The sequence below is a fragment of the Onishia taeanensis genome, from assembly GCF_013349955.1.
In the GTDB taxonomy this organism is placed as follows: Bacteria; Pseudomonadota; Gammaproteobacteria; order Pseudomonadales; family Halomonadaceae; genus Onishia; species Onishia taeanensis_B.
In genome coordinates, this window is record NZ_JABVXC010000003.1 from 42,668 (window position 1) to 67,845 (window position 25,178).

23 protein-coding genes are annotated in these 25,178 nt (G+C 63.2%); 2 read left to right on the top strand and 21 right to left on the bottom strand.

The window, feature by feature from the left end; translation table 11 throughout:
• Nucleotides 1-180: 180 nt before the first annotated feature.
• The 12 genes from HUS66_RS04975 to nrdR all read right to left on the bottom strand — a co-directional run bounded on the left by HUS66_RS04975 (nucleotide 181) and on the right by nrdR (nucleotide 13,316).
• Nucleotides 181-903 (bottom strand): ATP-binding cassette domain-containing protein, encoded by a 723-nt coding sequence (locus HUS66_RS04975; RefSeq protein ID WP_175069860.1) that lies wholly within the window; start codon nucleotides 901-903, stop codon nucleotides 181-183.
• Nucleotides 903-2,621 (bottom strand): thiamine/thiamine pyrophosphate ABC transporter permease, encoded by a 1,719-nt coding sequence (gene thiP, locus HUS66_RS04980; protein WP_175069861.1) that lies wholly within the window; start codon nucleotides 2,619-2,621, stop codon nucleotides 903-905. The genes HUS66_RS04975 and thiP overlap by 1 nt, the downstream gene beginning before the upstream one ends.
• 42 nt (nucleotides 2,622-2,663) lie before the next feature.
• Nucleotides 2,664-3,677, bottom strand: coding sequence for a thiamine ABC transporter substrate binding subunit (gene thiB / locus HUS66_RS04985; protein WP_175069862.1), 1,014 nt, complete (start codon nucleotides 3,675-3,677; stop codon nucleotides 2,664-2,666).
• Nucleotides 3,678-3,777: 100 nt separating this feature from the next.
• Nucleotides 3,778-6,210, bottom strand: coding sequence for an endopeptidase La (gene lon, locus HUS66_RS04990; RefSeq protein WP_175069863.1), 2,433 nt, complete (start codon nucleotides 6,208-6,210; stop codon nucleotides 3,778-3,780).
• A gap of 128 nt (nucleotides 6,211-6,338) precedes the next feature.
• Entirely contained in the window at nucleotides 6,339-7,586 is a 1,248-nt protein-coding gene (locus HUS66_RS04995) for a DUF945 family protein (RefSeq protein WP_175069864.1), read from the bottom strand.
• A 148-nt stretch (nucleotides 7,587-7,734) separates the two neighbouring features.
• The gene (locus HUS66_RS05000; protein WP_112054714.1) at nucleotides 7,735-8,208 is read right to left on the bottom strand and encodes a phosphatidylglycerophosphatase A family protein; all 474 of its coding nucleotides are present in this window, start codon (nucleotides 8,206-8,208) and stop codon (nucleotides 7,735-7,737) included.
• On the bottom strand, nucleotides 8,205-9,185 hold the full coding sequence (thiL, locus tag HUS66_RS05005) for a thiamine-phosphate kinase (RefSeq protein WP_254628696.1): 981 nt from the start codon (nucleotides 9,183-9,185) through the stop codon (nucleotides 8,205-8,207). Before thiL ends, HUS66_RS05000 begins: the two co-directional genes overlap by 4 nt.
• A gap of 13 nt (nucleotides 9,186-9,198) precedes the next feature.
• On the bottom strand, nucleotides 9,199-9,708 hold the full coding sequence (gene nusB / locus HUS66_RS05010) for a transcription antitermination factor NusB (RefSeq protein ID WP_175069865.1): 510 nt from the start codon (nucleotides 9,706-9,708) through the stop codon (nucleotides 9,199-9,201).
• Complete coding sequence (ribH, locus tag HUS66_RS05015) at nucleotides 9,705-10,187, bottom strand: 6,7-dimethyl-8-ribityllumazine synthase (protein ID WP_092522121.1); 483 nt, start codon at nucleotides 10,185-10,187, stop codon at nucleotides 9,705-9,707. The genes nusB and ribH overlap by 4 nt, the downstream gene beginning before the upstream one ends.
• 118 nt (nucleotides 10,188-10,305) lie before the next feature.
• Nucleotides 10,306-11,475, bottom strand: coding sequence for a bifunctional 3,4-dihydroxy-2-butanone-4-phosphate synthase/GTP cyclohydrolase II (gene ribBA / locus HUS66_RS05020; RefSeq protein WP_175069866.1), 1,170 nt, complete (start codon nucleotides 11,473-11,475; stop codon nucleotides 10,306-10,308).
• A gap of 187 nt (nucleotides 11,476-11,662) precedes the next feature.
• Nucleotides 11,663-12,796, bottom strand: coding sequence for a bifunctional diaminohydroxyphosphoribosylaminopyrimidine deaminase/5-amino-6-(5-phosphoribosylamino)uracil reductase RibD (gene ribD / locus HUS66_RS05025; RefSeq protein WP_175069867.1), 1,134 nt, complete (start codon nucleotides 12,794-12,796; stop codon nucleotides 11,663-11,665).
• Between the two features lie 40 nt (nucleotides 12,797-12,836).
• Nucleotides 12,837-13,316: a transcriptional regulator NrdR gene (gene nrdR / locus HUS66_RS05030; protein WP_092522115.1), complete on the bottom strand. Its 480-nt coding sequence runs from the start codon at nucleotides 13,314-13,316 to the stop codon at nucleotides 12,837-12,839.
• 163 nt (nucleotides 13,317-13,479) lie between these two features.
• On the opposite strand from nrdR, the gene HUS66_RS05035 reads away from it, so the two are divergent.
• Nucleotides 13,480-15,264: a sugar phosphorylase gene (locus tag HUS66_RS05035; protein ID WP_254628697.1), complete on the top strand. Its 1,785-nt coding sequence runs from the start codon at nucleotides 13,480-13,482 to the stop codon at nucleotides 15,262-15,264.
• Between the two features lie 111 nt (nucleotides 15,265-15,375).
• On the opposite strand, the gene HUS66_RS05040 is transcribed toward HUS66_RS05035, so the two are convergent.
• From HUS66_RS05040 to HUS66_RS05060, 5 genes are all read right to left on the bottom strand, one after another.
• Nucleotides 15,376-15,795: a DUF6691 family protein gene (locus HUS66_RS05040; RefSeq protein ID WP_175069868.1), complete on the bottom strand. Its 420-nt coding sequence runs from the start codon at nucleotides 15,793-15,795 to the stop codon at nucleotides 15,376-15,378.
• Nucleotides 15,792-16,250: a YeeE/YedE family protein gene (locus tag HUS66_RS05045; protein ID WP_175070105.1), complete on the bottom strand. Its 459-nt coding sequence runs from the start codon at nucleotides 16,248-16,250 to the stop codon at nucleotides 15,792-15,794. Before HUS66_RS05045 ends, HUS66_RS05040 begins: the two co-directional genes overlap by 4 nt.
• A 149-nt stretch (nucleotides 16,251-16,399) precedes the next feature.
• Nucleotides 16,400-17,266: an MBL fold metallo-hydrolase gene (locus tag HUS66_RS05050; protein ID WP_175069869.1), complete on the bottom strand. Its 867-nt coding sequence runs from the start codon at nucleotides 17,264-17,266 to the stop codon at nucleotides 16,400-16,402.
• A gap of 376 nt (nucleotides 17,267-17,642) precedes the next feature.
• Nucleotides 17,643-18,863: a glycosyl transferase gene (locus tag HUS66_RS05055; protein ID WP_175069870.1), complete on the bottom strand. Its 1,221-nt coding sequence runs from the start codon at nucleotides 18,861-18,863 to the stop codon at nucleotides 17,643-17,645.
• A gap of 88 nt (nucleotides 18,864-18,951) precedes the next feature.
• Entirely contained in the window at nucleotides 18,952-19,812 is an 861-nt protein-coding gene (locus tag HUS66_RS05060; RefSeq protein ID WP_175069871.1) for an HAD-IIB family hydrolase, read from the bottom strand.
• Between the two features lie 372 nt (nucleotides 19,813-20,184).
• Here HUS66_RS05060 and HUS66_RS05065 point away from each other — a divergent pair, with 372 nt between their 5' ends.
• Nucleotides 20,185-20,700 (top strand): gluconokinase, encoded by a 516-nt coding sequence (locus tag HUS66_RS05065; protein WP_175069872.1) that lies wholly within the window; start codon nucleotides 20,185-20,187, stop codon nucleotides 20,698-20,700.
• 434 nt (nucleotides 20,701-21,134) lie between these two features.
• On the opposite strand, the gene HUS66_RS05070 is transcribed toward HUS66_RS05065, so the two are convergent.
• The 4 genes from HUS66_RS05070 to HUS66_RS05085 all read right to left on the bottom strand — a co-directional run bounded on the left by HUS66_RS05070 (nucleotide 21,135) and on the right by HUS66_RS05085 (nucleotide 25,065).
• A complete protein-coding gene (locus tag HUS66_RS05070) occupies nucleotides 21,135-22,436 on the bottom strand; it encodes a TRAP transporter large permease (RefSeq protein WP_175069873.1) in 1,302 nt (433 codons plus the stop codon).
• Nucleotides 22,436-23,053, bottom strand: coding sequence for a TRAP transporter small permease subunit (locus HUS66_RS05075; protein WP_175069874.1), 618 nt, complete (start codon nucleotides 23,051-23,053; stop codon nucleotides 22,436-22,438). Before HUS66_RS05075 ends, HUS66_RS05070 begins: the two co-directional genes overlap by 1 nt.
• Before the next feature lie 101 nt (nucleotides 23,054-23,154).
• Nucleotides 23,155-24,195, bottom strand: a complete 1,041-nt coding sequence (locus HUS66_RS05080; RefSeq protein ID WP_175069875.1) for a TRAP transporter substrate-binding protein — start codon at nucleotides 24,193-24,195, stop codon at nucleotides 23,155-23,157.
• An 81-nt stretch (nucleotides 24,196-24,276) separates the two neighbouring features.
• The gene (locus tag HUS66_RS05085; RefSeq protein WP_175069876.1) at nucleotides 24,277-25,065 is read right to left on the bottom strand and encodes a FadR/GntR family transcriptional regulator; all 789 of its coding nucleotides are present in this window, start codon (nucleotides 25,063-25,065) and stop codon (nucleotides 24,277-24,279) included.
• Nucleotides 25,066-25,178: the final 113 nt, after the last annotated feature.

Genomic DNA, 25,178 nt, shown 5'->3' on the forward strand with positions numbered 1-25,178 from the left:
GCGCTCGGTGTCCAGTGAACCGTCGATTCTTACATGAGCCTGGGGCGCATGGAAGCCACATGGCAGCGCCCGCCCTCTCTCCAGCTCTCTCCAGAACTCTCCAGAGCTCCCCAGCACTTTCCAGACGATCTCAGCCGGGCTCTGCACAAGGGCCTTGGCAAGTACGGCCTGCGGTCGCTGCTAGGCTGTTACCAGCCGCCCATCCAGCAGCTGCAGACGATGCTGGGCCAGGGCGTCGACGTCTTCCGGATCGTGGCTGACCAGCAGCACCGCGACGCCAGCCGCCTGCTGGCGGCGCACCAGGCCCCAGAGCGCCTCGCGATTGTCGCGATCCAGGCCGCTGAAGGGCTCATCGAGCAGCAGCACGCGGGTCTCACGCAGCAGCGAGCGCAGCAGCGCTACCCGCTGCTGTTGCCCGCCAGAGAGCTCGCCGGGCAAGCGATCATGCAGCCCGCCCAGGCCGACCTCGGCGAGGCCATCGAGAATGCTCTCTCGCTGGGCGTCCGAGAGTTTGAGGTCCGGCGCAAGCCCCAGGCCGACGTTGATCCAGACCGGCAGGTGTTCAAAGAGGTTATGGTCCTGAAAAACCGTGGTCATGCCGCGTGCCCAGGGCGGTTGCTCGACCAGGTTTTCGCCTATCTCCTCGTTCAGCCCCTTGGGCAGGCTCTCGCCCTGCCCCTCACCGAACCTCTCACCCACCGCCTCACCAACCCAGCAGAGCCTGCCCGCGCTCGGGGTGAGGAACCCCGCCAACAGGTTAAGCAGGGTGCTCTTACCCGCCCCGGAGGGCCCGGATACGGCCAGGCACTCACCCGGCGCCAGGTGAAAGGTGAAAGCGAAGTCCGGCGTCTCGCCCGGATCGCAGCGCGTGTAGTGAAAACTCAGATGATCGGCACAAAGCATCAGGGCTCCGGGCGGTCGTTGGCAGGGGGCTGAGGAAAATCCGGTCGAGGCGGACAAGCAAATGGATAGCGCGGCAAGCGACGCGTCAGCCAGGCAAAGCACATGAACAGCGCCGCCACCGTTGCCAATAGCACCAGGGCAGTCGCCGCCGCGGTCTGCCAGCGATAGCTGCCAAGTTGCTGGTAGAGCAGCATCGGCAGCGTCGGCGCCGAGGGGCTGCCGAACAGGGCAATGACGCTGAAGTCGCCCAATGACAGGGTCATGGCATAGGCAAGGGCCAGCGCCGCCGGTCGCCGCAGCCGCGGCCATAGCAGCCAGCGAAAGCGCGCCAGGCCTTGAATATCGAGCTGATCGGCGAGCCGCCGCTGCGCCACCGGCAGGCCAAGCAGCGCCCCGCGCAGCACCTGCATGACGAACGGCAGGGCCATGAAGCCATTGACCAGCACCACCAGACCGTAGCCCTGCCAGCCGCCACCGAGCCGCGGACGCAACAGCAGGAAGAGCCCGGTACCCAGCACCAGCGCCGGTAGCACCAGAATCAGCTGTCCGCTGCCCTCCATCAGCCCCGCCGTCAAGCGCTGCCCGCGTGCGGCCAGCCAGCCGCGACCGGCGAGCAGGGCAAGCCCCAGCATCAGCGCCAGGCTCCCCGCGCCGGCAGCCATGACGAGACTTCGCCCCAGCGCCGGCCACAGGCTCGACTGAGCGGCGAGATCGGTCACACCCCCGAGCCCCGCCAGCACCACCGCCGCCAGGGGCGGCAGCAACAGCAGTGACAGGGCCACGAGCCAGCAGCCATCCGTGAACCGCGAGACGCCCAGGGCGTCGCGGCGCTGCCAACGGCCCTGGAGCGGCATTGCGTCGTCGCCGGCCACCAGCGACGGCGCCCCGCCCTGACTGAGCGCCAGGGCCCAGAGCCCCAGGCAGATCGTTAGCTGGACGAGCGCCAGGAGTGCCGCCAGCGCCAGGTCGTTATCGAACTTCAGCGCCTGATAGAGCGCCACCTCAAGCGTCGTCGAGCCGGGGCCGCCGCCCAGGGTCATGACGATGGCGAAGCTAGTGAAGCACAGGGTGAAGATCAGCGCGGCGAGTCGCGGCAGCAGCCGCTTGAGGGCCGGCCATTCGAGGGTGCGCCAGATGGCCTGGCGTTGGAGGCCAAGCTGCGCCGCCAGCCGCCAGTGGGCGGCGGGGGCGCGTTCGAGTTCCTGCAACAGCAGTCGCGCGGCCAGCGGCAGATTGTAGAAGACATGGGCCAGCACGATGCCGGAGAGGCCATAGAGATAGCCCGCCGGCGCACCCGTCAGCGCCTCCCACAGCGGCGCCGCCCAGCCCTGACGGCCATGCACCGCCACCAACCCGAACAGCGCGATCAGGCTGGGGACCACCAGCGACAGTTCCATGGCACGCAGCAGCAAGCGGCGCCCGACAAAGCGCGGCCGCCTAGCCAGGGCCACCGCCACCGGCACCGCCAGAGCCAGCGAGACAAGCGTCGAGAGGCTGGCCTGCCAAAGGCTGAAGCGCAGCACGCCAGCCAAGTAGGGCTCCCGCCACAGGCTAGACGGCGAGACGCCGGGTGCCTGCACCAGCAGCGCACCAAGACTGCCAAGCCCCAGCCCGACCAGCGCCGCCAGCGCCGTGAGCCCGGCCCACAGAGGCAGCTGGGTCAGCCGCCGCTGGCCGTGAGGCGACGCCTTGCCCGCTGTTAGCGCCTCAGATGCCATGGCACGCGGCCAAGACCTGAGGGGGCCTGGTCTTCACCCGCATCATCGGGTACTGGCGTTGAGCCATTCACGGATCCACTCGCGGCGATGGGCCTGCACCTCGTCGGGGGTGAAGGTGAAGCTCTCGGGCTCGATCAGTCGATCAAAGACCGCCGGGCGCTCCTCGCCGAGTTCGATGGCCGGGTACATGACGTTGCCAAGCGGTATATGGCGCTGGAAGTCCGCGGTCAGCACGAAATCCAGAAAGTCGCGAGCGAGCGCCGGATGCTCGCTGGTCTTGAGCATCGCGGCGGTCTCCACCTGCAGGTAGTGGCCCTCGGCGAATTCGGCGGCCTGGTAGCGATCGGTGTTCTCCACGGCCATGTGGTAGGCAGGCGAGGTACTGTAGGAAAGTACCATCGGCGCCTCGCCGTTCATGAACAAGGAGAAGTAGGCCTGGCTCCAGCCGCCGGTGACGGTCAGGACGTGATCGTTGAGTTTCTCCCAGGCGGCAGGCGCCTCGTCGCCGTAGACCCGCTTCATCCACAACAGCAGCCCAAGACCGGTAACGCTGGTGCGGGGGTCCTGAATGATCACCTTGAGATCATCCGGTGCCGCCAGCAGCTCAGCGAAGCTCTTGGGTGGGTTGGGCAGGGCCTCGCGGTCATAAACGAAGGCAAAGCGCCCCCAGTCATAAGGAAGAAAGACGGGATCGTCCCACTCTACCGGCAGCGACAGGCGCGACAGGTTCGCCTGGTGTGGAGCCAGCAGGTCCAGGTCGCGGGCTTCGGCCATCAGGTTCATGTCCAGGCCAAGCACCAGGTCGGCGGCACTGCCCTCGCCTTCCAGACGCAGCCGCTGCAACAGGTCGACGCCGCCCGAGAGCGCCACGAACTCGAGCCGGCAGTCGCCGCAGCGGGCCTCGAAGGCTTCCTTGATACCGGGGCCCGGGCCCCATTCGGCGACGAAGGAATCGTAGGTGTAGACCGTCAGGGTGCGCGGCTCGTCGGCCATCGCGGACACGGCGGCGAGCCCGGCCACCACCCCCAGCGCCGTGCAGATCGGCTTGGCATTCATGATTGTGTCGGTTCCTCATGCGCAGGGCCCCAAGCGGGGCCCTCTCATGGTGATAGTGCGGCCAGTGGCTGCCCACGGCCGCTAGATAGCAGACCGGTTGCTAGAAGACGACCTTGGCCACGTCCTTGTACTGCTTGGCGAAGTGCACCGTCATGCCTTCGCGCAGGTAGTCCGGCAGCTCGGCGTAGTCGCGACGATTGGCCTCGGGCAGGATCACCTCGAAAATGTCGCTGCGCCGGGCGGCGATGATCTTCTCGCGGATACCGCCTACCGGCAACACCTGGCCGGTCAGGGTCAGCTCACCGGTCATGGCCAGAGAGCGACTGATGGACTGATGGCGCGCCAGCGAGAGCAGTGTCGTGGCCATGGTCACACCCGCCGAGGGGCCATCTTTGGGCGTCGCTCCCTCCGGCACATGCAGGTGGATGAAGGCGTCATTGAAAAAGTCAGCATCGGCACCGAACTCCCCCAGATGACCCTGCACATAGCTGTAAGCGATGTTAGCAGACTCTTTCATTACATCGCCGAGCTGGCCGGTGAGCTTGAAGCCGCGATCCAGGGCATGCACCTTGCCGGCCTCCACCGGCAAGGTCGCGCCACCCATCGAAGTCCAGGCAAGCCCGGTGACCACACCCTCTCCCTTGAGCACCGTTTCCTTACGGAACGGCGGCGCGCCGAGGAATTCCTCGAGGTTGTTGACCGAGACCTTGACCGTCTGCTGATCGTGCTCGAGCAGCTTGACCGCCGCCTTGCGCACGATGCGGTGCAGCTGTTTCTCCAGTTGGCGCACGCCGGCCTCGCGGGCATAGCCCTCGATCACCTGGCGAAGCGCCGCATCGGTCAGATTGATGCGCTTCTTGGGGATCTTGTCGCGTTTGAGAAGTTTCGGCCAGAGGTGGTGCTTGGCGATGGCCACCTTTTCCTCGGCGATATAGCCGGACAGGCGAATCTGCTCCATGCGGTCGAGCAGCGCTCCGGGAATCGAGTCCAGGGTGTTGGCGGTGCAGACGAACAGCACCTTCGACAGGTCCAGCCGCACATCGAGATAGTGATCGAGGAAGTCGACGTTCTGCTCCGGGTCGAGCACTTCGAGCAGCGCCGAGGCCGGATCGCCCTGGAAGGACTGGCCGAGCTTGTCGATCTCGTCGAGCATGATCACCGGATTCTCGACTTCCACTTCCTTGAGCGCCTGAACCAGCTTGCCCGGCATGGCGCCCACATAGGTGCGACGGTGGCCCTTGATTTCGGCCTCATCGCGCATGCCGCCTACCGAGAAGCGATAGAACTCGCGGCCCAACGCCTCGGCGATGGAGCGTCCCACCGAGGTCTTGCCGACCCCGGGCGGCCCCACCAGCAACAGAATCGAGCCGCCCACGTCGCCCTTGAAGGTGCCCTCGGCGAGGAACTCGACGATGCGTTCTTTCACATCGGCGAGGCCGTCATGGTCGCGATCCAGTACCGTGCGGGCGTGCTTGAGATCGAGCTGATCCTGGCTGGTGATGCCCCAGGGCAGCGAGGTCAGCCAGTCGAGATAGTTGCGGGTGGTGCCATACTCCGGCGAGCCGGTCTCGAGCACCGAGAGCTTGTCGAGCTCATCGTCGATGCGGCTCATCACCCGCTCGGGTACCTCGAGCTCGGTGAGACGCTTCCTGAAGGTGTCGACGTCGTTGTCGCGGTCGTCCTTGGAGATGCCCAGCTCGCGCTGAATCACCTTCAGCTGCTCGCGCAGGAAGAACTCGCGCTGGCGGTCCTGCATCTGGGCGTTGACCTGATCGCTGATCTCGCTCTGCAGCTGGGCGACCTCGATCTCCTTGCGCAGCAGCGGCAGCACCTTCTGCATGCGCTCCATTACCGGCCAGGTCTCGAGAATGGACTGCAGCTCAGGGCCCTTGGCGGAGGTCATGGCGGCGGCAAAGTCGGTCAGCGGACCCGGCTCATGAGGGCTGAAGCGGTTGAGATAGTGCTTGAGTTCTTCGCCGTAGAGCGGATTGATGGGCAACAGTTCCTTGATGCCGTTGATCATCGCCATGGCATAGGCGCGGGTCTCGTCCTCGTCGGCGTTGACCGGCTCCTTGGGATAGCTGACCTCGACCAGGTAGGGCGGCTTCTTCGACAGCCAGCGCTGGATGCGAAAGCGCCGCATGCCCTGGGCGATGAACTGAATCTGATCATCCTCGCCCTGCACCTTGTGCATGCGCACGGCGGTGCCGGTGACCGGGAAGTGGCCGTAATCCAGTTCGTCGATCTCGGTATCGCCCACATAGGCGAGGCCAACCGTATGATGCGGCGTATTGCCCACGCGCTTGATAGTCTCTTCCCAGCGCGGGCGATGAATCACCAGCGGCTGTACCTGCGCCGGAAAGAAGGGACGGTTGTGAATCGGCAACAGGTAGATCCGCTCGGGAAGGTAGTCTCGAGTCGGCACCACTGCGCCACTTTCGATGTGAGCATCTTCGTCCGGCGTCCCCTCGTCGGAGGCCCGGTCATCGCGTTCATAAAAGACTTGCTGAAGATCGTCGTCGCGCTCGCTCATGATCCATCCTGTGATCCGGTTGGCCATATGACCCTAGGCCATGGAATGCGGGCGGCGGCGGCGAACTTCAAGTCATGCACTGCTTCGGGAACGAACCGGGCCCAGCCAATGAGCTGGGCCCGAGTGCCTCACAGCAGTGGCGGCAGGGGACGGCCATTGACGCTCGGCCGTCCGTTTTCGATGAGGATATTCAGGCGTTCGGTGGTCATCGGCAGGCCCAACTGCATCACCGCCATCGGCGGCACATCCTGCCAGTCGAACTGGCCATTGAGTCGACGCACCCAGCGCAGGCGCTGCTTGGGCTGGTCCAAATCCTCGAACGACAGGTTCTCGGCGCCTTCACCGTCGAAGGTCAGCTCACCACTCAGTTCGGTGTCCATGGAGAGCATGTCGCTCTTAACGGCGAGATGATCCAGCGTCAGTGTTGGCGAGTCAACGAATAGCGCCAGCAGCTGGGGCTCAAGGCGCTCGAGCAGAGCGGAGAACTCGGCATCGTTGAGCTCTTCGATGGGCGTTCCGCCAGCTGTCTCATCATCGAGGGCGGTCTCGAGGGTGCGGACCGCGTCAGCATTGATCTGCGACAGCGAGAAAGCGAGCTCACCGGAAAGAAGAGGCTCATCGCCGACCCGCGCTTCGCCGAGTTTGAAGGTACCGCCCAGCTGCAACTCCTCGGCACCGAGACTCAGGTCGCCCTGATAACTCAAGTCGACGAGTTCGACCGTGGGATTGTAATCCCGCGCCATCGTCAGGCTATCCAGTGCGAAATTCGCCTGCTGATCACGCTCCTGGCCCGTTTCGTCCTGTTGGTAGCGAGAAGTCAGCGTCAGGCGCCCCAGCTTCAGGCTTCCCTCCTCGTCACGAAACTCCAAGGGTGCAATCTCACCGTCCAGGTGCACGTCGTTAGGCTGCCCCTTGACGGTGAAAAAGCCACCTTGGCTGATCAGCCGGTCATCGGCGTCCTGGATGTCCATGGCAGAGAAATCGAGGCGCCCGGTGAAGTCACCGCTCAGGGTCTCGATCTCGGCGTGCCAGCGCGGCGGCGCCGCTTCAAGCTTATCGGCGAACAATGTCTGGTCGTCCGCAACGACTTCCATCTCGCCGGAAAGCCGCGTGCTGGTAAGCCCGTGGTTGGCCGTGTAGGGAAAACTCAGGCTAAAGCGCTCATCGCGCTTGAGGGTGAGAAGGATCTCACCGCTGGAGGTGAACCAGCCCTGCTCGATGTTCTTACGCTCGAACGTGACATCCTCGCTTTCCTCGAGGGACTTCAGGCCCCGCGCCAGCTCGTCATCGAAGCGTTCGCTCGAGTAGACCTGAGCGGCGAGATAACCGCCACCCACTAGTACGACCGCCGTCACGGCCACGAGTCCCTTGCGCATTGTGTTCCCTCACTGGCAATGCTCATCGCTTGGCGATGATGAATGAATGTCGATCGAGCGCTCTATCAGCGCCCCACACTGGCTAACTGGCTCACGCGGCTAGGCTGTGTTTGAAAAGTCGACGAGCGCAGTACTTTTCAGACATTGCCTAGTGCAACCACAGCCAAAGATGGATGGTACTCCAGGCATAGATGCCGGCCAGCACGTCATCGATCATGATGCCGAAGCCACCGGCCACACGCCGGTCGGCCCAGCGAATCGGCCAGGGCTTGTAGATATCGAAGACCCGAAAGATGGCGAAACCCCATAGCGCCGCCTCCCAGGAGAACGGCACCGCCGCCATGGTGATCCAGTAGCCGACGAACTCATCCCAGACGATACCGGAATGGTCGTGGACGCCGAGATCCCGCGAGGTGCGATCGCACAACCAGATCCCCAGAAAATAGGCCACGACCACGACGCCCAGGTACCAGGACAGCGGCAGATCCGTCATCAACCAGTAGAAAGGGATCGCCGCCAGGGTCCCGAAGGTACCTGGCGCGAAGGGAACGACGCCGCTGCCCAGACCAAAAGCCAGGAAATGGCTGGGGCGTCGCCAGACGCTGCCCGGTGCACGATTCATGGCGTTGCTCCTGAAAAGTGTTGCCAGCCCCCGGGGCCATGCGCTTCCACCCCCTGAATGCCGGGTGTGGCAGTGAAGCGTCCAATGACGGTCAGCGGCACCCCGAGAGCGTCGAGCGCCTGGCGAGCCGGCGCTAGGGCCTCTGCCGGCAGGCCGAGCAGCAGTTCGTAATCGTCACCGCCGCTAAGCGCCGCCTGACGGGCGCCCTCCCCCAGCCGCTCGACCAGGCCCTCGGCCAGCGGTAGTGCCTCAACCTCCAGCTCCACACCAAGTCCCGAGGCATCGCAGAGATGCTGAAGATCGGCGAGCAGGCCATCGGAAACGTCGATTGCCGCACTGGCCAGGCCGCGCAGCGCTTGCCCGGCAGCAAGGCGCGGCTCGGGCAACAGGTAGGCAGCCAGCAGCGGGTCGTCAAGCGAGCGCTCGCCTGACTGCCAGGCGGCCAAGCCCCCGGCCCCGCCGCCCAGCGAGCCGGTGACGACGAGCAGATCACCTTCAGCGGCACCGTGGCGAGTCAAGGCTTCGCCGGGCGGAACCTCACCCTGCACGGTGACGCTAACCGAAAGCGGGCCGCGGGTCACATCGCCGCCGACCAGATCGACTCCGGCGCGGACACATAGGGCATCGAAGCCTTGGGCAAAAGGCTCGAGCCAGGCATCGTCGGCATGGTCGAGAGTCAGTGCCATCAGGCACCAACGGGGAACGGCGCCCATGGCCGCCAGATCGCTCAGGCTGACCGCCAGCGCCCGGTGGCCGATGACCGCGGCGGGCGCGGCATGTGGGAAGTGGACGTCAGCCACTGACGTATCGACGCTGACCGCCAGCTGATGACCGGGTGTAGGCGCCAAGAGGGTGCAATCATCGCCCACCCCCAGCACCACGCCGGTGCGGCGCGCGGGACGCGTGAAGTGACGGGCGATCATATCGAACTCGCTCGGCGAGGCACCCATGGACAGGCGTGGCGTCGGCTTTTGCATCGCGAGTGACATTTCAGCGACGGGCGCTGACCTCGGCATAGCGCAGACGCGCCGCGAGCTTGTCGAGCAGACCGTTGATGTACTTGTGACCATCGGTGGCACCGAAGGACTTGGCGAGTTCAACACCCTCGTTGATCACGGCCCGATACGGGACCTCGAGGCGCCGGGACAGCTCGTAGGTACCCAGTCGCAGGATCGCCAGTTCAATGCTGTCGAGATCCTCGAGACGACGATCGAGCAGCGGGCTCAGCGACGCATCCAGATCCGTCTGGAAACGCACCACGTTGTGGACCAGCTCATGGAACAGCGCCAGGTCGGCGATCTCCATGACCTTGTGCCAGTTTTCATGGTCCTCGAGATCTTCATCGGCGATCTGGCTACGGAACTCAGCCTCGATGGTGCTGACCGGCTTGCCGGTCATCTGCCAGGTGTAGATGGCCTGAACAGCCAGCTCACGAGCCGCATGGCGGGAGACCTGGCTCTTCGACGGCGCCCGACGCTCATTGTTCGAGGAGCGGCTCATTCTTCACCTCCGAAATGCTTGAGCAGCGAGACCATTTCCATGGCGGCCATGGCGGCCTCGGCGCCCTTGTTGCCGGCCTTGGTGCCGGCTCGCTCGATGGCCTGCTCGATGGAATTGACGGTCAACACGCCGTTGGCGATCGGGGTATCGAACTGCAGCTGCAAGGAGCCAAGCGCGGTGTTACAGCTGCCGGCGACATGCTCGAAGTGCGGCGTGCCGCCGCGAATTACCGCGCCGAGAGCGATCACCGCATCCGGGCTAGCCACCTGGAGGGCACGCTTGACCGCTAGCGGCAGCTCCCAGGCGCCCGGCACATGGACGATGTCGATATGTTCGGCGTCCACGCCATGGCGAACCAGGCTGTCCACGGCACCTTCGACCAGGCTGTCGACCACATGGTGGTTGAACCGGCCGACCACGATCACGTAGCGGCCATCGACATCGGTGAAGTTACCTTCGACTTGGGAGATCGGTTGCATGCTTGTCTTCCTGCTTGAATCTTCTACGCGCCCAGGAGGGCACTTCTCGGGTGTTGCGTTCGTTGCCGGGACGCCGCTCACGTCGAGCGGGCGCCCCGGGTATTACGATATCGAGGGCTCAGGGGCTCAACCGCTCGACCACTTCCAGGTCGAAGCCGGAAAGCGCCGAGAACTTCCAGGGCGAGCTCAAAAGGCGCATCTTGCCGACGCCCAGATGACGCAGGATCTGTGAGCCGGTGCCGATGGTCAGGTAATTGCCGGCGCCATCGGAGTCGCTCGAGCGCGGCGCGCGCTTGCGCTCGAGCAGTACATCGAGCTGATCCTTGAGATCAGATGCCTGACGAGCATCATCCAGCAGCACGAAGACCCCGCTGTCGGCGTTGGCGATCTCGGCCAGCGCCTGCTGGGCGGTCCAGCTCTGGCTCTCCGGGCGAGTAAGCGCCAGAATGTCCCGCAGGGTGTCGGCCAGATGCACACGCACGGTGGTCGGTTCCTCGGCGCGGGGCGTGCCCTTGACCAGTGCCAGATGATGGGCGCCCTGAATGCTGTCGCGAAACACGTGAAGGGTGAGCTCACCGTAGGCGGTCTCCACGGGCGTCGCCTCGAGGTGATCCACGGTCTGCTCGTTATGAATGCGATAGTGGATCAGATCGGCAATGGTGCCCATCTTCAGGCCGTGCTCGGCAGCGAAGCGCTCGAGCTCCGGGCGACGCGCCATGCTGCCGTCGTCATTCATCACTTCACAGATCACGCCGCTGGGGTCGAGACCGGCCATCGCGGCAAGGTCACAGGCCGCTTCGGTATGGCCGGCGCGGCGCAGCACGCCACCTGGCTCGGCCATCAGCGGAAAGATGTGGCCCGGCTGGACGATATCGGAGGCCTTGGCATCCCGCGCCGAGGCGGCACGCACGGTACGGGCGCGATCGGCGGCAGAGATCCCGGTGGATACGCCCTCGGCGGCCTCGATGGACAGCGTGAACTTGGTGCCAAAACCGGAACCGTTGTCGTGCACCATCAATGGCAGCTGCAGTCGCTCGCAGCGTTCGCGGGTCATCGGCAAGCAGATCAGGCCGCGGGCGTGGCGAGCCATGAAATTGATGTGTTCGGCCTCGACCTTCTCGGCGGCCATGATGATGTCGCCTTCGTTCTCGCGATCCTCATCGTCCATGAGGATCACCATCTTGCCCTGACGGATGTCCTCGATCAGGTCCTCGATACGTGCCAGATCGCTGGCCGTCTCGTTCTGGTCGTCCGCGGTCTGGGAAGACAGGTCATTGGAAAGCGCCATGGGGTCTCCGAATTACTGTGCGTGCTGGCGTCAACGGTAGGCGCCGCATACCGGGGCGCCGCTGCAGAAAGCTGGCGCCGATGGGCTGCCGATGCATGATGCCGGCAGCAGATCGGCGCTCAGGGTACCTTGGCAAGCCGCGCGGCGCCAGCATTGGGCCGTCCTGCCACCACTCTCGAAGCGACCTTCAGGGCGACTGGCGCTGGGGACGCGCGATGATTCGCCAGTCGCGCCCCACGGCCCGCATGTCGAGTATATCCAGCGGCCGCTGTTGCGCCATGCGCTCAAGCCCGGGCAGTGCCACCAGCGGGCGTGCCTCACCGCCGAGCAGGGTCGGCGCGACGAACAGCTGCATCTCGTCGACAAGCTCGGCATCCAGCATGCCACCGGCCAGCGTCGCCCCGGTCTCGAGCAACACCTCGTTGGCCTGCTCTTCGCGGGCCAGATATTCGAGCAGCGCGACCAGATCGACTCGCCCATCGGCTCCCGACGGCAAGCACAGCACCTTGGCGCCGGCCGCCTCGAGCCTTGTCCGGCGCTCGGCGTCACGGCAACAGGTGGCGACCAGCGTGCGCCCCGGTTCGCTCAGGCAGGCCGCCGCCAGCGGCAGGCGCAGGGAGCTGTCGACGATTACTCTAAGCGGCTGGCGGCGGGCGATCGCCTCGCCGTCATCGAGATCTAGCTGGGAGGCGCGCACCGTGAGGCGCGAATTGTCGAAGATGATCGAGTCGACGCCACTGATCACCGCACTGGAACGGGCGCGCAGGCGCTGCACCTCGGTGCGTGCCCGTGGCCCGGTGATCCATTGCGATTCACCGGAGCGCATCGCGGTGCGTCCATCGAGGCTCATCGCCATCTTCATGCGCACGAAGGGTCGCCCACGGGTCATGCGCGACACAAAGCCGGGGTTCAGCGCCCTGGCCTCGCCCTCGAGCAGCCCGCATTCTACTTCGATCCCGGCCTCGCGCAGCATGGCGAACCCCTGCCCGGCCACTGCCGCGTGGGGGTCCTGCATGGCGGCCACCACCTTATTGATGCCGGCCTCGATCAGCGCCTGGGCGCAGGGCCCAGTGCGACCGTGATGAGCGCAGGGCTCGAGAGTGACATAGGCGGTGGCGCCCCGCGCGGCGTCGCCGGCTGCGGCCAGGGCATGGATTTCGGCATGGGGCTCGCCAGCCCGGACATGATAGCCCTCGCCGACGATCTCGCGGCGTTTGACCAGCACGCAGCCGACCCGCGGATTCGGATCGGTGGTATAGAGGCCGCGGCGTGCCAGGGTCAGGGCACGGGCCATGAAGGCTTCCGGAGTCGCAGTGGCCATGGGTATCCTAGGCAATTGAGCGGGCAAGAGGTGTGCGGCGTCAGTGATCGTCCTGGGGCGAGAAGCTCGGCTCCTGGGCCAGGCGGTCGATTTCTGCACGAAACTCGTCGATATCCTGAAAGCGGCGGTAGACCGAGGCGAAGCGGATATAGGCAATCTGATCCAGACGCTTCAGGGCATCCATTACCTCCTGGCCGACCTCAATGGCCTTGATCTCACGCTCGCCCCGTGCCCGCAGTCGCTGACGAATGCGCTCGACGGCGGCTTCGATCGATTCGGCACTCACCGGACGCTTCTCCAGCGCCCGCAGCATGCCGGCACGCAACTTGGCCTCATCGAAACTTTCCCGTGACCCGTCCGCCTTGACGACCCGCGGCATGACCAGCTCAGCGGTCTCATAGGTCGTGAAGCGTTCACCGCAGGCGGCGCACTGACGTCGACGACGAACCTGGTCGCCCTCGACGACCAGGCGCGAATCGGTGACCTTGGTGTCATGGGTACCGCAGAAAGGACAATGCATCGGCTGGATTCCGGCCTGTTCGACACAATAACTATTATTCTATTGTAACGATTTGGCCGCATGGCGCCCAGCCACTCTTCACCTTTGGCACGAGCCCTGCATGATGCCAAGGATATGCCCCACCGCCCGCTAGGTGCGCATTCCGGCCCTCGAGGAATTGACCATGAGCTCATCCATGCCCCCCACGCCACCACGCCAGTTGGACGAAGCCGGCTTCGTCCATGCCGCTCGCGCACGTCTCGAGGAGGTCTACGGCCCCCGCAGCGACGCGATCCTGCGCCGTTTGGTCACCTTGATTTCGCACCAGCGTGGTGCCATCGATGCCACGCCGCGTCCATTATGGAGCGAGCGCGACCAGTGGCTGATCACCTACGGTGACAGCCTGCTCGACGGTGATCGTGCACCGTTGGAAGTGCTGAAGGGATTTCTCGATGAGCGCACTGGAGACATCTTCAGCGGGGTGCATGTGTTGCCTTTCTTTCCCTGGAGCAGCGACGATGGCTTCTCGGTGGTGCACTACCGGGAGGTCAACCCGGAACTCGGCGACTGGCCGGATATCCGCTCGCTGGCCGATCGACGGGACCTGATGGTCGACCTGGTGATCAACCATGTGTCGCGAGACTCGCTGTGGTTCGTCGACTACCTGGCCGACAGCCAGCCCGGGCGCGACTACTTCATCGAAATGGACCCGGCGACCGACCTGTCTCAGGTCACGCGGCCGCGCAACTCACCGCTGCTGGTGCCGGTCAGCACCCGCCGCGGCACCCGCCACCTCTGGGCGACCTTCTCGGAAGACCAGATCGATCTCAACTTCGACAATCCAGACGTACTAATCGAATTCGTCGGCATTCTGCTCTTCTACCTCCAGCAGGGGGCCCGCACCATTCGCCTGGATGCCATCGCCTACCTGTGGAAGGAAGTCGGCACCTCCTGCATTCATCTACCCCAGACCCACGCCATCGTGCGACTGCTGCGGGCCGTCGTCGATTACGTGGCGCCGGGCACGCGGCTGATCACCGAGACCAATGTGCCACACCGCGAGAACATGAGCTACCTGGGGCTCGAGCGAGCGGCCATGGAGGGGACGGCGCCGGACGAGGCGCACCTGATCTATCAGTTCACCCTGCCTCCACTGCTGGTGCATACCCTGACCAGCGGCGATGCCACGGCGCTGACTCAATGGGCCAAGAGTCTGCCCGCACTGCCGCCGGGCTGCAGCTATTTCAACTTTACCGCCAGCCACGACGGCATCGGCGTGCGGGCCCTGGAAGGGCTGCTGCCGCAGCATGAGGTCGAGGTGATGCTGGATCTCATGCATCGCTTCGGCGGTTTCGTCAGCATGAAGACCAACTCGGACGGCCAGGACTCCCCTTACGAGATCAACATCACCTACTTCGATGCCATGAAGGGCACCCGGCGCGGCGCCGACGCCTGGCAGGTCGAACGCTTCCTGCTGAGCCAAAACCTGCTGCTGGCTCTGCAAGGCATTCCCGGTATCTACCTACACTCATTGACCGCGACGCTCAACGACCACGAAGGCGTGGAGCGCAAGGGCCATCTGCGAGCCATCAACCGCCGCCGTTGGCAGCTTTGTGAACTCAACGAGCTGATCGACAGCCGCAGCACCCCGACCCGCGAGGCCTTCGGGTCGCTCAAGGAGCGCCTCAAGCTGCGCGCCGCGGAGCCCTGCTTTCACCCCGAGGCACCTCAGCGGGTGCTCGAGACGCCACCGGGGATCTTTGCGATTGAGCGCGGCCCGCTGCCGGACGGACGTCGACTGCTGGCGATCTATAACATCAGCGACCAGCGCCAGCCGCTCAGCATGCCCGAACTGGATCAGGGCCAATGGCTCGACGTGCTCGCCGACGGCAACCTCTGGGCACCGGAAGAGCGCGAGATACTGCGCCCTTACCGCAGCCTGTGGCTGGTGCAGCCGGGCCCGAACTAAGCTCCAGGCAGACTTAAGCTGAGAAGGCTAAGCCGAGAGGACTGAGCCGAGCGGACTGAGCCAAGCCAAATTAAGCCGCGGCTGAACCAGACCACGCCGAGAACCTGGCGATTATCCCAGGCGCCTCGCCAGCCACCAGCCGGCCACCATCGCGGTCAGCATGGCCGCAAGCGGCAGGCTCACGCCCGAAAGCGAGGCGACAGCCGGCCCCGGACAGTAACCGGAGAGCCCCCAACCAATGCCGAATAGCGCCGCACCGCCCAGCAGTTTGGCATCCAGGTCGCGGCGCGTCGGCAGTTGGAAGCCCCCCGCGAAGAGTGGCGCGCGGCGGCGCAGCACCCACCGGTAACCGATGAAGGTGGTCACCACGGCGCCGCCGAGCACAAACATCAGCGTTGGGTCCCTGTCACCGGCCAGGTCGAGAAAACCGATCACCCGGGCAGGGTCCGTCATGCCGCCGAGTGCCAACCCGAGTCCGAACAGCAGGCCGGCGAGGTAGCCCGCGATGGGCTTGAGCATCGCTGTCGTCATGCCGCGCCACCCAGCAGATGGCGCATCACATAGACCGTCACGATGCCGGTGACCAGGAAGGTCAGGGTCGCCGCCAGTGAGCGTGGCGAGAGCCGCGACAGGCCGCAAACGCCATGACCGCTGGTGCAGCCACTGCCGATGCCGGTACCGACCCCCACCAGCAGGCCGGCGACGAGCATCAACCCCACCCCGCCGGCGGGGTCACCGATCACCGTGCCGGGCGCGCCGGCGACGTTGCCCGCCCCGCCCAGCGCCATCAGCAGCAGCGGGCCTGAGATCAGCCCCAGCAGGAAGGTCAGACGCCAGGCGGTATCCCCCTTGGGGCGCTCCAGCACCAGCGCCGAGAGAATGCCGCTGATACCGGCGATGCGCCCCAGGGCCGCCATCAGCCACACCGCCGAGAGACCGATCAATACGCCGCCGGCCAGGCCATGCAGACTCGAAGTCCCATCCAACATCATCTCCTCCGTCGCTTCCCGTTACAGATTTACCTGAGCCATTGCGTTACCTCGGTGCTCAACATCAGTGCTCAGCGCCATTGCGCTTGGCGGCCATTTCCGCAGTGGCACAAGCGAAATAACCGGCAGACCCTCGAGCAACAACATCAGAACAGATTGAGCGGCACCTTGAGGTAAACCTGGCCATTCTCTTCGGCCGGAGGCATTTCGCCGGCGCGCATATTGACCTGAACAGACGGCAGGATCAGGCGTGGCATGCCCAGGGTCGCGTCCCGCTCGGTGCGCAGCTTGACGAAGTCCGCCTCGCTTACGCCTTCGTGGACATGAATATTGTTGGCGCGCTGCTCGGCCACCGAGGTCTGGTGATGATAGGTATCGCGCTCCGGGCTCTGGTAGTCGTGACAAAGGAAAAGCCGCGTTTCACCGGGCAGGGCCAGCACTTTCTGAATCGAACGAAAGAGCGTGGCGGCATCGCCACCGGGAAAATCGCAGCGGGCAGTGCCGTAATCGGGCATGAACAGGGTGTCGCCAACGAAGGCGGCATCGCCGATCACATAGGTCAGGCAGGCCGGCGTATGCCCCGGGGTATGCAACACTCGGCCTTCCAGACCACCAATGGCAAAGATATCGCCCTCTTCGAACAGGCAGTCGAACTGACTACCGTCCCGGGCGAAGTCGAGTCCGGCATTGAAGACATTGCCGAAGATCTCCTGTACCTCGGTGATACGGGCACCGATGCCGGTCCGGCCGCCAAGCTTCTGGTGCAGATAAGGCGCGGCCGACAAGTGATCGGCGTGGACGTGGGTTTCCAGAATCCAGGCGACCTCGAGCTCATGCTCCCGGATGAAGGCGATGATCGCATCGGCACTCTTCACATCGGTGTGCCCGGCGGCATAATCGAAATCCAGCACCGAGTCGAGAACCGCACAGGCCCGACTCGCCGGATCCTGAACCACGTAACTAAAGGTATTGGTGGGTTCGTCAAAGAAAGACGTGACGATCGGGTTGGTCATCGCGGATACCTCTGCCATCAGAAAACACGGGCAATCCACAGCGCGTGGATAGCGCAACTGACCTCAGGATAACGCAAAAAATGTTCTAACGTTATACGGTTTAACTATATAAAAGAGACTATCTGAACTGGCCGACAGGAGATCTCCACGCCATCCGACAATGTCAGGCGCCGCTTGAGTTACGTCAAGCGGCGGGAGGAGCAGCACAGGTCCAAGCCGACCACCTGCCGACAGCCCCAGAAAGTTCAATATCGTTATCAGTGCTGCCTCCGGCTGCCGAGTGTACGCACTCAGATGGCCGAGTACGCGATCAGGCCAAGACAGTTAGAGCCAGGACGGCCACGGCGAGTAAAGTTAGCTCAACTCAGATGCACGACTACACCTTGCCCTGATTGTCGAGCTCCACCGCTTCATGCATTCGCTCGAGCAGATCGGGAATCGCCGCCTGCACCCGGTTCCAGCTGGGGATGAAGGGCTTGTCGCGGGGATTGTCGAGGAAGGCCGCCCCCGCCTCCATGATGTTGGAGGCAAACAGTTCCACCGCCTGCTCCTCGCTGTGCCGGTCAAGCTTGAGACCATTCATGGTGGCATCGTTGTCGTAGGCCTCTATCAGGTCCAAGGCGATGCGGTAGTAGGTGGCCTTGATGGTACGGAAGGTCTCGGCATGGATCTCGATACCCAGGGTCGCCAGCTTGCGATAAAGCGCCTTGGCGATGTCCAGGCTCATGCGGTTGAGACCGGTGGTGGCATCCTCCTCTGAGACCGCCTGATGCTTGTGGTCATACACATCGGCGATATCGACCTGGCAAAGCTGCTTGGTGGAGTAGTTACGGTGCACCTCCGAGAGCACGCCGATTTCCAGCCCCCAGTCGCTGGGAATGCGAATGCCATCGAGCACATCGGTGCGCATCGAAAACTCTCCGGACAGCGGATAGCGATAGCTGTCGAGGTAGTCCAGATACGGTAGCGGGCCATAGATTTTCTTCAGGGCTCGGATCAAGGGGGTGACCATCAGCCGTGCGACCCGACCATTGAGCTTGCCTTCGGCGATGCGCGAGTAGTAGCCCTTGCAGAATTCATAGTTGAACTGCGGGTGCGCCACTGGATAGATCAAGCGCGCCAGCAGGCCACGATCGTAGGTGACGATGTCGCAGTCATGCAGGGCAACCGCTTCGGTGCGCCGCGAAGCCTGGACATAGCCACCGCAGAACCAGACGTTGCGCCCTTTGCCAGGCTCCTGAGGCGAGATGCCCTTCTCCTCCAACTCCGCATCCAGCGCCTTGAGCCGCGGACCATCGTTCCAGAGGATTCGATGGTGCTGGGGCAAGCGGGAAAAGAACTTCCGAGCGTGCAGAAATTGCTCGCGATCGGCTCGGTCCAGCCCGATCACTATCTCGGAGAGGTAGGGCACCTTGGCCAGCTCATCGACGATATGGGAAAGCGCCGGGCCCTCGAGCTCGGAGAACAACGAAGGCAATATCAGGCCCATCGGCCGACGCCGAGAAAAGCGCACCAGATCGGCCTCGATGTCTTCCACTGGGCGCCGCATCAGGTTATGAAAATTGGTGATGATGCCGTTCTGGTAAAAGTCGCTCATCCGAGGCTCTCCTGATCATGGTGCTGGTGACTGTTGCTAGTAGTTACGTCTTGTCATCGTGCTTCGTGATCGTGTCGTGTGCTGGCGACTAACCTTCGTTGATCGGCTTGGGAAGCTCGTCTCCCCACCAGTAATCAAGCCCTTCGGCCCAGCCCATGGGGCCCGGGTGTCGTGCATGATATTGGTGACTATTGGAAAGATGCACCGTATGGCCATGGTGGCCCGGAATCAGCACGGCTCTATCTACTGCCTCGAGCAGCGCTACGTCGTTGGGCCCATCGCCGAGCCCCAGGGTCAATGGACGATGGCCTCGCAGGGCCTGATAGCGTTCAACCAGCCAGCGAACGCCGTCGCCCTTGTCGAGCTGGCCCATGGCATGCCAGAAACGCCCACCGCGAAGCAGACATAGCCCGTCCGCCTCCAGCGCCTGGCGAAAGTCTACGAGCGCCACCTCAGTGTCATCCCAGATCAGCGGCTCGCAGCCCTCACGAACTCGGGCCAGGCGCGCCTGGGGTTCCGGCAGGCCGGTAAGCGACATGATCTCGTCGATGCCGAGCTCTCCCATGCTGCGAAAGCGGACGCCGAGACGCTCGCGCATCACGCCAAGTCGGGCGCGCAGAAAACTGATATCGATTCCCGGCGTCTTGATCGCCAGGCCATCGACAAAGCGCGGATCACGATCCAGACGGGCGTGCTGCCAAGCGGGTGGCAGGCCAATCACCGCCCCGTTCTCGGCAATGAAAGGCGTATCTTGCAGGCCCAGTTCGCGACGCAGCGGCATCAGCTCAGCCCGCGTCTTGCTGGTAACCGGAATCACCGCCACGCCAGCGTGACGGAGACGTTCAAGCCAAGGTACGGCCGGCTGCCACTCGTAGCTGTCGTGGTCGAGCAGGGTACCGTCGAGGTCAGTAAAGACCAGGCGAGGCAAGGAGGACGAAACGGAAGACATGGGCGTTACCTGCTGGCTGGCATGAGCATGCCAATATGGAAAACCCTAGCACGCAGCGTGCCAGACTAATGCATTCGCCATGGCGCATGGCCCAACGCTGGATGCCGTTGAGCCCGACAGCGTCCTTGAGCACCATAATAAGGCAGTCTTTCAATAATTCACCGCCACCTTGCACTATTTTAGGTCAGGAAGTGGCCGTGTACCGCTGGTCACCGAAAAACACACCGAAAGCATATGCCTAATGAGGCGTTGAAATGCCATCATGGCCGCACCAGGTTGGCAGATGAAATCGTCATATTACCACTGGCCATCAATGGCTAATTTTCGCTATTATCTCCCCAAGTTCACCGTATTATTTATCGAGAAAAGCGCATGAACACCTCGCCACTCACTCTACTCGTCATGGGCGTTTCCGGATCGGGAAAATCACATATCGGAAACCTTCTTGCCCAGGCAGTCCATGCCAAGTTCATTGATGCAGACGACCATCACAGCGAAAACAGTATCGCCAAAATGGCGCGGGGAGAGCCGCTGAACGATAGCGATCGTCAAGGCTGGCTGCTGACACTTGCGGACCTTTACCGCGACTATCGCGCACAGGGAACGGATGTCGTCATCGGTTGCTCAGCACTGAAGCACCGCTACCGTGAAGTGCTACGCCAAGGCGCTCCCGAACTGAAAATTCTCTATCTTCATGGCTCACGGGAAGTATTGATGGACCGCCTGGGCGGTCGTAGCGGCCACTTCTTTACCGGCGAACATATGCTGAACAGCCAGCTTGCCGATCTCGAGATGCCTGACGAAACCGAGGCCGTTCGCCTGGACATCCGTCAACCACCTAAAGACATTGTGATGGAATTTCTGTCGCGATCCGATATCCAGTGCTGAGTGATCATTCAGAGACAAGCCCCTAATAAGAAGAACCTCTAGGAAGACCCTCTAGGAAGAACACCAGACGAATATTTCAGCAAACCTTCAGCCCAGTAGCGCCATGACTTTTCACGTGGCGCCTGCCTTTAATTTACGACACAACCTTTGCCACCCCCTTCATCCCTTCTGATATTTTTCTTATAACCGCTTAAGTTCCGTTCATTACTTAACCTTAAATTTCTCGCTTAGCATCACGCCAAGTGTCTTCATAAGGGGTGCTTTTTTGCTGCCTGGCTGATGCATCCACGGCTGACCATCATGGCCGCCGCTATAACGCATTGTCTCCATGAGTCACCCCGCAGACACGCCAATCAAAAACGCCCCAACCATTCGCATGGTCGGGGCGTTAAGTCAGGCGTATTGCGTGACACTCAGGAACTAAGTGTCGTGAATCAGACCAGCCACATGGCCAGATCAGGGAAGAACAGCAGCAGGAACAGCACGCACAGCTGAATGGCGATAAACGGCAGCAGCGATACGAAAATGTCCTTGAGGCTGATACTGGGTGGCGCCACGCCCTTCAGATAGAAGGCGGCTGGGCCGAACGGCGGCGACAGGAAGGAGACCTGCATATTGACCGCAAACAGGATGCCGAACCAGATCGGGCTATAGCCCAACTGCACCACGATCGGCACGAAGATCGGCAGGGCCAGCATCGCCACCCCGATCCAGTCGAGGAACATGCCCAGCACCAGCAGGATCGCCATCATCACCAGCAGGATCACGATCGGCTCGACGTCCATACCAAGGATCACCTGCGAGATGAAACGGTTACCGCCCATCAGGTTATAGACCCCAACCAGCGCCGCGGCACCGATACCGATCCAAATGATCATGCCGCAGGTGGTCATGGTCTGGCCGAGGCTTGCGTGCAAGGTCTTGAAGGAAAACTCACCGCGCAGCACGATCGCCAGCAGCACCCCGAACACGCCCATCGCCGCCGCTTCGGTCACCGAGGCCACACCGCCGTAGATCGTGCCCAGCACCATGAAGGCGATCAGCCCCGGCACCATGATGGCCCTCAGCGCCTGCCAGCGGTTGGAGAAGCCGTCTTCACGATCAGCATCGGTCATCGGCGGCCCCATCGCCGGATTGCGCATGCAGCGCACCAGCACATAGGCGATGTAGGAGCCCATCAGGATCACCGCGGGGGTAATCGCGGCGGTAAACAGATCGGCGATCGATACGCTGGCAATCAAGCCATAGATGATCAGCACGATCGAGGGCGGCATCATGGTGCCAAGAGCACCGCCCGCACAGACCACGCCGATCGACAGATGCTTGTCATAGCCCAGGCGCAGCATCTGCGGCAAAGCCAGGATACCCAGCAGCACGATCTCGCCGCCGATAATCCCAGAAAGCGCGGCCAGAAAGAAAGCCACCACGATGGTCTGCACCGCGACCCCACCAGGCAGGCGGCCGGCAAAGACCCGCATGGCATTGAAGAGATCCTTGGCGATCCCCGATCGGTCAAGTAACGAGGCCATCAACACGAACATCGGCACCGCTACCAGCGAATACTCGGTAACGAAGCCAAACACCCGGCTAGTGACCAGCGGCAGGGCGTTGCCGCCGAACCAGCCGAAGGTAAAAATGAGGGCCACCAGGCCAGTGATGAAGGCCAGCGGCAGGCCCGTCACCAACAGCGCAAAGATGGCGGTAACCAATAACAGCGTTCCGTCGGCGATATCCATTACCGGCTCCCCTCAGCGTTGGTGGTCGGCTTGGCACGCAGCGACTGGATGCTATGAATCAGCGCCTGGATGCTCATGATCATCAGCGAGATCATGATGATGCCCTTGACCAGGGCCGGAAACGGCGGGTTCCAGGAGGTGCCCGAACGCTCCAGCGACCAGTCGCCCAGCGGGTTGTGGGAAGCATCCCAGAACATCACGAAAGCGGCATAGCTCATCGCCAGGCAAAAGCACAGCGTCACCAGATCATTGAAGCGATCCAACCAGACCTTGAGCCGCGGACCGGCATGGTCATAGAGCACGCGTACGCGAATATGCTGGTTACCGGCCAATGCCGCGGGGCCACCCAGGGCAAAGCTCACCGCCACCAGCATGACCACGGTCTCATGCACCCAGGAGGTCGGCGAGTCGAAGCCGTAGCGCATGATGACCTCGAAGACACTGATGCCCATGGCGATGAAGACCAGCCAGGCGGCACCGCGGGCGCACCAGGTCACGCCGCGATCGAAGGCGCTGCGGGTCGGATCACTCGGCTCGGGCTCCCCCGCGGTGGCGGCGACCAACTCGTCGTCGCGCGTCACGCCGGCTGCCTCGTGGCGTTGGGATTGTCGAGACATGACGTTTCCTCTCAAATCAATAGGGACGACGGCATCGCCACCGGGTGCTCAGTGGCGATGCCGTCGACGCGGGGCCGGCATTCAGTCCGGTCCCGGACGGGTTACATCAGGTTATGGTCCTGCAGATAGCTGACCACGGAGTCGTAGTACTTCTGGGTGATCTCGTTCTTCTCGGCCCAGACCGCCCACTCTTCCTTGGCGATATTGCGGAACTTGGCGCGCTCTTCGGCCGGCATGTCGATGATCTCGATGTTGGGATCCTCGTTCACCTCCTTCACTGCTGCGAGGTCGCGCGCCTTGAGCATGGCCACCATTTCATAGGACATGCTGTCGACGGAGGTCTCGAGGATGGTCTTCAGGTCATCCGGCAGGCCGTCCCAGATGTCCTTGTTGAGCGAAATCGCCACCATCGGCAGCGAGTGGAAGCCCGGATAGTTGGGGTAAGGCGCGAACTCGTAGAGACCCTGGTCATAGTTGGTGGCGAAGACCGTGTAGTCGGCGGCATCGATGACGCCCTTCTCGAGAGCGGTATAGACCTCGGAACCCGGCAGGTTGACCGGTGTGGCACCGGCCTTCTCGAAGATGTTGTACACCATGCCCTGAGGCGCGCGCAGCTTGAGCCCCTCAAGGTCTTCGACGGTACGAATCGGGCGCTTGGAGGGCAGCGCCTCGAGGCCAGTGGCGGCTGCACCGATCAGATGCACACCGTAGGGCTCGGCCAACTCGTTGTAGATGTCCTCGCCGCCGGCGTAATTCATGTAGTCAAGAAACTCCACCGGATCGCCCCAGGCGCCCACCAGATTGCCCATCATGCCGAAGGCTGGATTCTGCCCGGAGAAGTAGCTCGGATCGGTCATATGACCCTGGAGGATGTTGGCGCTCACCGCTTGCAGGGTTTCGGTCGCCCCGACCACGGCGTTGACCGGCAGAATCTCGATCTCGATACGACCGCCGGACATGGTGTTGACGTTCTCGGCCCAGGCCTTCTTGAGCTCGAACTGCGGCTCACCGGAGGTCTCCGAGGTCTGGAAGGTCCACTCGTATTCTGCCGCCTGGGCGCCGAACGCCATGGAGCCGAGCACGGCAGCCGTCAGGGCCTTGAGGGCGAAAGGCTTGAGAGCGGAAGACTTGATAGTTTTCATGGTGCGTTTCCTCGTCATCGGTTGAGAGTGAGGTTGTTGTTACCGGTACGCGAAGGCACCGCGGACGGCCCGATCACGTCGTCATGACGCGGGCGGCAATGCACCCGGAAGGCGCAAATGAGAAAGCGGCGTGGCAAAGATGCTATCGATGCCCAGATCCAGCCCGGTGCGTTCGAGAACGCGCAGGGCGGCCTGCTCGGCCTCTTCGGGGCGACGCAGGCGAATGGCCTCCAGCAGCTGGCGATGGCGCTCCATGCTGTCCTGCAACTCGTCGGCGCTGTGGTTCGAGGTCTCGACCAGTAGCGCAATCGCCGGCTTGAGCACATGGCTGATCTGAGACCACAGCAGGTTGTGTGTGGCCGCGAAGATCGCTTCATGGAAGGCCACGTCGTGATCGTCATGACTGACGTCCTGATGGCAATGGTCGGGCGACTCCAGCGCCCTGATCATGCCCAGATACGCGGTCTCGATCTCGTTGAGGTCGGCGGCCGTGGCATGCTCCGCTGCCAGACGGGCCACGAAAGGCTCCACCGCTACCCGGAAAGCGAAAATTTCCTGACGGATGCGCGGGTTCGGCTGGGCGAACCGCGCCATCCAGTCGCTGACCCTTGGATCCAGCAGATGCCACTGCGCCAGTTCCTGGACGCGGCTACCCTGTCCCGAGATGCGCTTGATCATGCCGGCGGCGACCAGAGACTGCAGGGCGCTGCGCACGGTGCTGCGGCTCACGCCATGGATCGCACAGAGGTCGAGCTCCTTGGGCACGAAGTCGCCCGGCGCATAGACACCGCCGAAGATGGCCTCGGCCAGCTGTTCGGCGATATCCGGCCGCGTGGCGCGACTGTTTGTGGTGGAAGCTGCTTGGCCCATGAGGGAACCTGCCCGGCGTGTCTGTTTGTTGAATCGCTATGTCTGACATAGGATCAACCAACAACGGACATAGTGCCTTTAGACCATGGTCGCGTTTTCGCCACTGACACCGC

Bases quoted from the DNA above. Each gene is read 5' to 3' on its own strand.
- HUS66_RS05050 (WP_175069869.1), bottom strand. From the start codon at position 17,266: ATGACCAACCCGATCGTCACGTCTTTCTTTGACGAACCCACCAATACC.
- HUS66_RS05085 (WP_175069876.1), bottom strand. From the start codon at position 25,065: ATGGGCCAAGCAGCTTCCACCACAAACAGTCGCGCCACGCGGCCGGAT.
- HUS66_RS05070 (WP_175069873.1), bottom strand. From the start codon at position 22,436: ATGGATATCGCCGACGGAACGCTGTTATTGGTTACCGCCATCTTTGCG.
- HUS66_RS05040 (WP_175069868.1), bottom strand. From the start codon at position 15,795: ATGACGACAGCGATGCTCAAGCCCATCGCGGGCTACCTCGCCGGCCTG.
- HUS66_RS04975 (WP_175069860.1), bottom strand. From the start codon at position 903: ATGCTTTGTGCCGATCATCTGAGTTTTCACTACACGCGCTGCGATCCG.
- nrdR (WP_092522115.1), bottom strand. From the start codon at position 13,316: ATGCATTGTCCTTTCTGCGGTACCCATGACACCAAGGTCACCGATTCG.
- nusB (WP_175069865.1), bottom strand. From the start codon at position 9,708: ATGAGCCGCTCCTCGAACAATGAGCGTCGGGCGCCGTCGAAGAGCCAG.
- HUS66_RS05080 (WP_175069875.1), bottom strand. From the start codon at position 24,195: ATGAAAACTATCAAGTCTTCCGCTCTCAAGCCTTTCGCCCTCAAGGCC.
- ribD (WP_175069867.1), bottom strand. From the start codon at position 12,796: ATGGCCACTGCGACTCCGGAAGCCTTCATGGCCCGTGCCCTGACCCTG.
- HUS66_RS05075 (WP_175069874.1), bottom strand. From the start codon at position 23,053: ATGTCTCGACAATCCCAACGCCACGAGGCAGCCGGCGTGACGCGCGAC.
- HUS66_RS05055 (WP_175069870.1), bottom strand. From the start codon at position 18,863: ATGAGCGACTTTTACCAGAACGGCATCATCACCAATTTTCATAACCTG.
- HUS66_RS05065 (WP_175069872.1), top strand. From the start codon at position 20,185: ATGAACACCTCGCCACTCACTCTACTCGTCATGGGCGTTTCCGGATCG.
- ribBA (WP_175069866.1), bottom strand. From the start codon at position 11,475: ATGGCGCTTTCCAATGACCTGTCTTCCCAGACCGCGGACGACCAGAAC.
- HUS66_RS05060 (WP_175069871.1), bottom strand. From the start codon at position 19,812: ATGTCTTCCGTTTCGTCCTCCTTGCCTCGCCTGGTCTTTACTGACCTC.
- thiB (WP_175069862.1), bottom strand. From the start codon at position 3,677: ATGAATGCCAAGCCGATCTGCACGGCGCTGGGGGTGGTGGCCGGGCTC.
- thiP (WP_175069861.1), bottom strand. From the start codon at position 2,621: ATGGCATCTGAGGCGCTAACAGCGGGCAAGGCGTCGCCTCACGGCCAG.
- thiL (WP_254628696.1), bottom strand. From the start codon at position 9,185: ATGCAAAAGCCGACGCCACGCCTGTCCATGGGTGCCTCGCCGAGCGAG.
- HUS66_RS05000 (WP_112054714.1), bottom strand. From the start codon at position 8,208: ATGAATCGTGCACCGGGCAGCGTCTGGCGACGCCCCAGCCATTTCCTG.
- HUS66_RS05035 (WP_254628697.1), top strand. From the start codon at position 13,480: ATGAGCTCATCCATGCCCCCCACGCCACCACGCCAGTTGGACGAAGCC.
- lon (WP_175069863.1), bottom strand. From the start codon at position 6,210: ATGAGCGAGCGCGACGACGATCTTCAGCAAGTCTTTTATGAACGCGAT.
- HUS66_RS04995 (WP_175069864.1), bottom strand. From the start codon at position 7,586: ATGCGCAAGGGACTCGTGGCCGTGACGGCGGTCGTACTAGTGGGTGGC.
- ribH (WP_092522121.1), bottom strand. From the start codon at position 10,187: ATGCAACCGATCTCCCAAGTCGAAGGTAACTTCACCGATGTCGATGGC.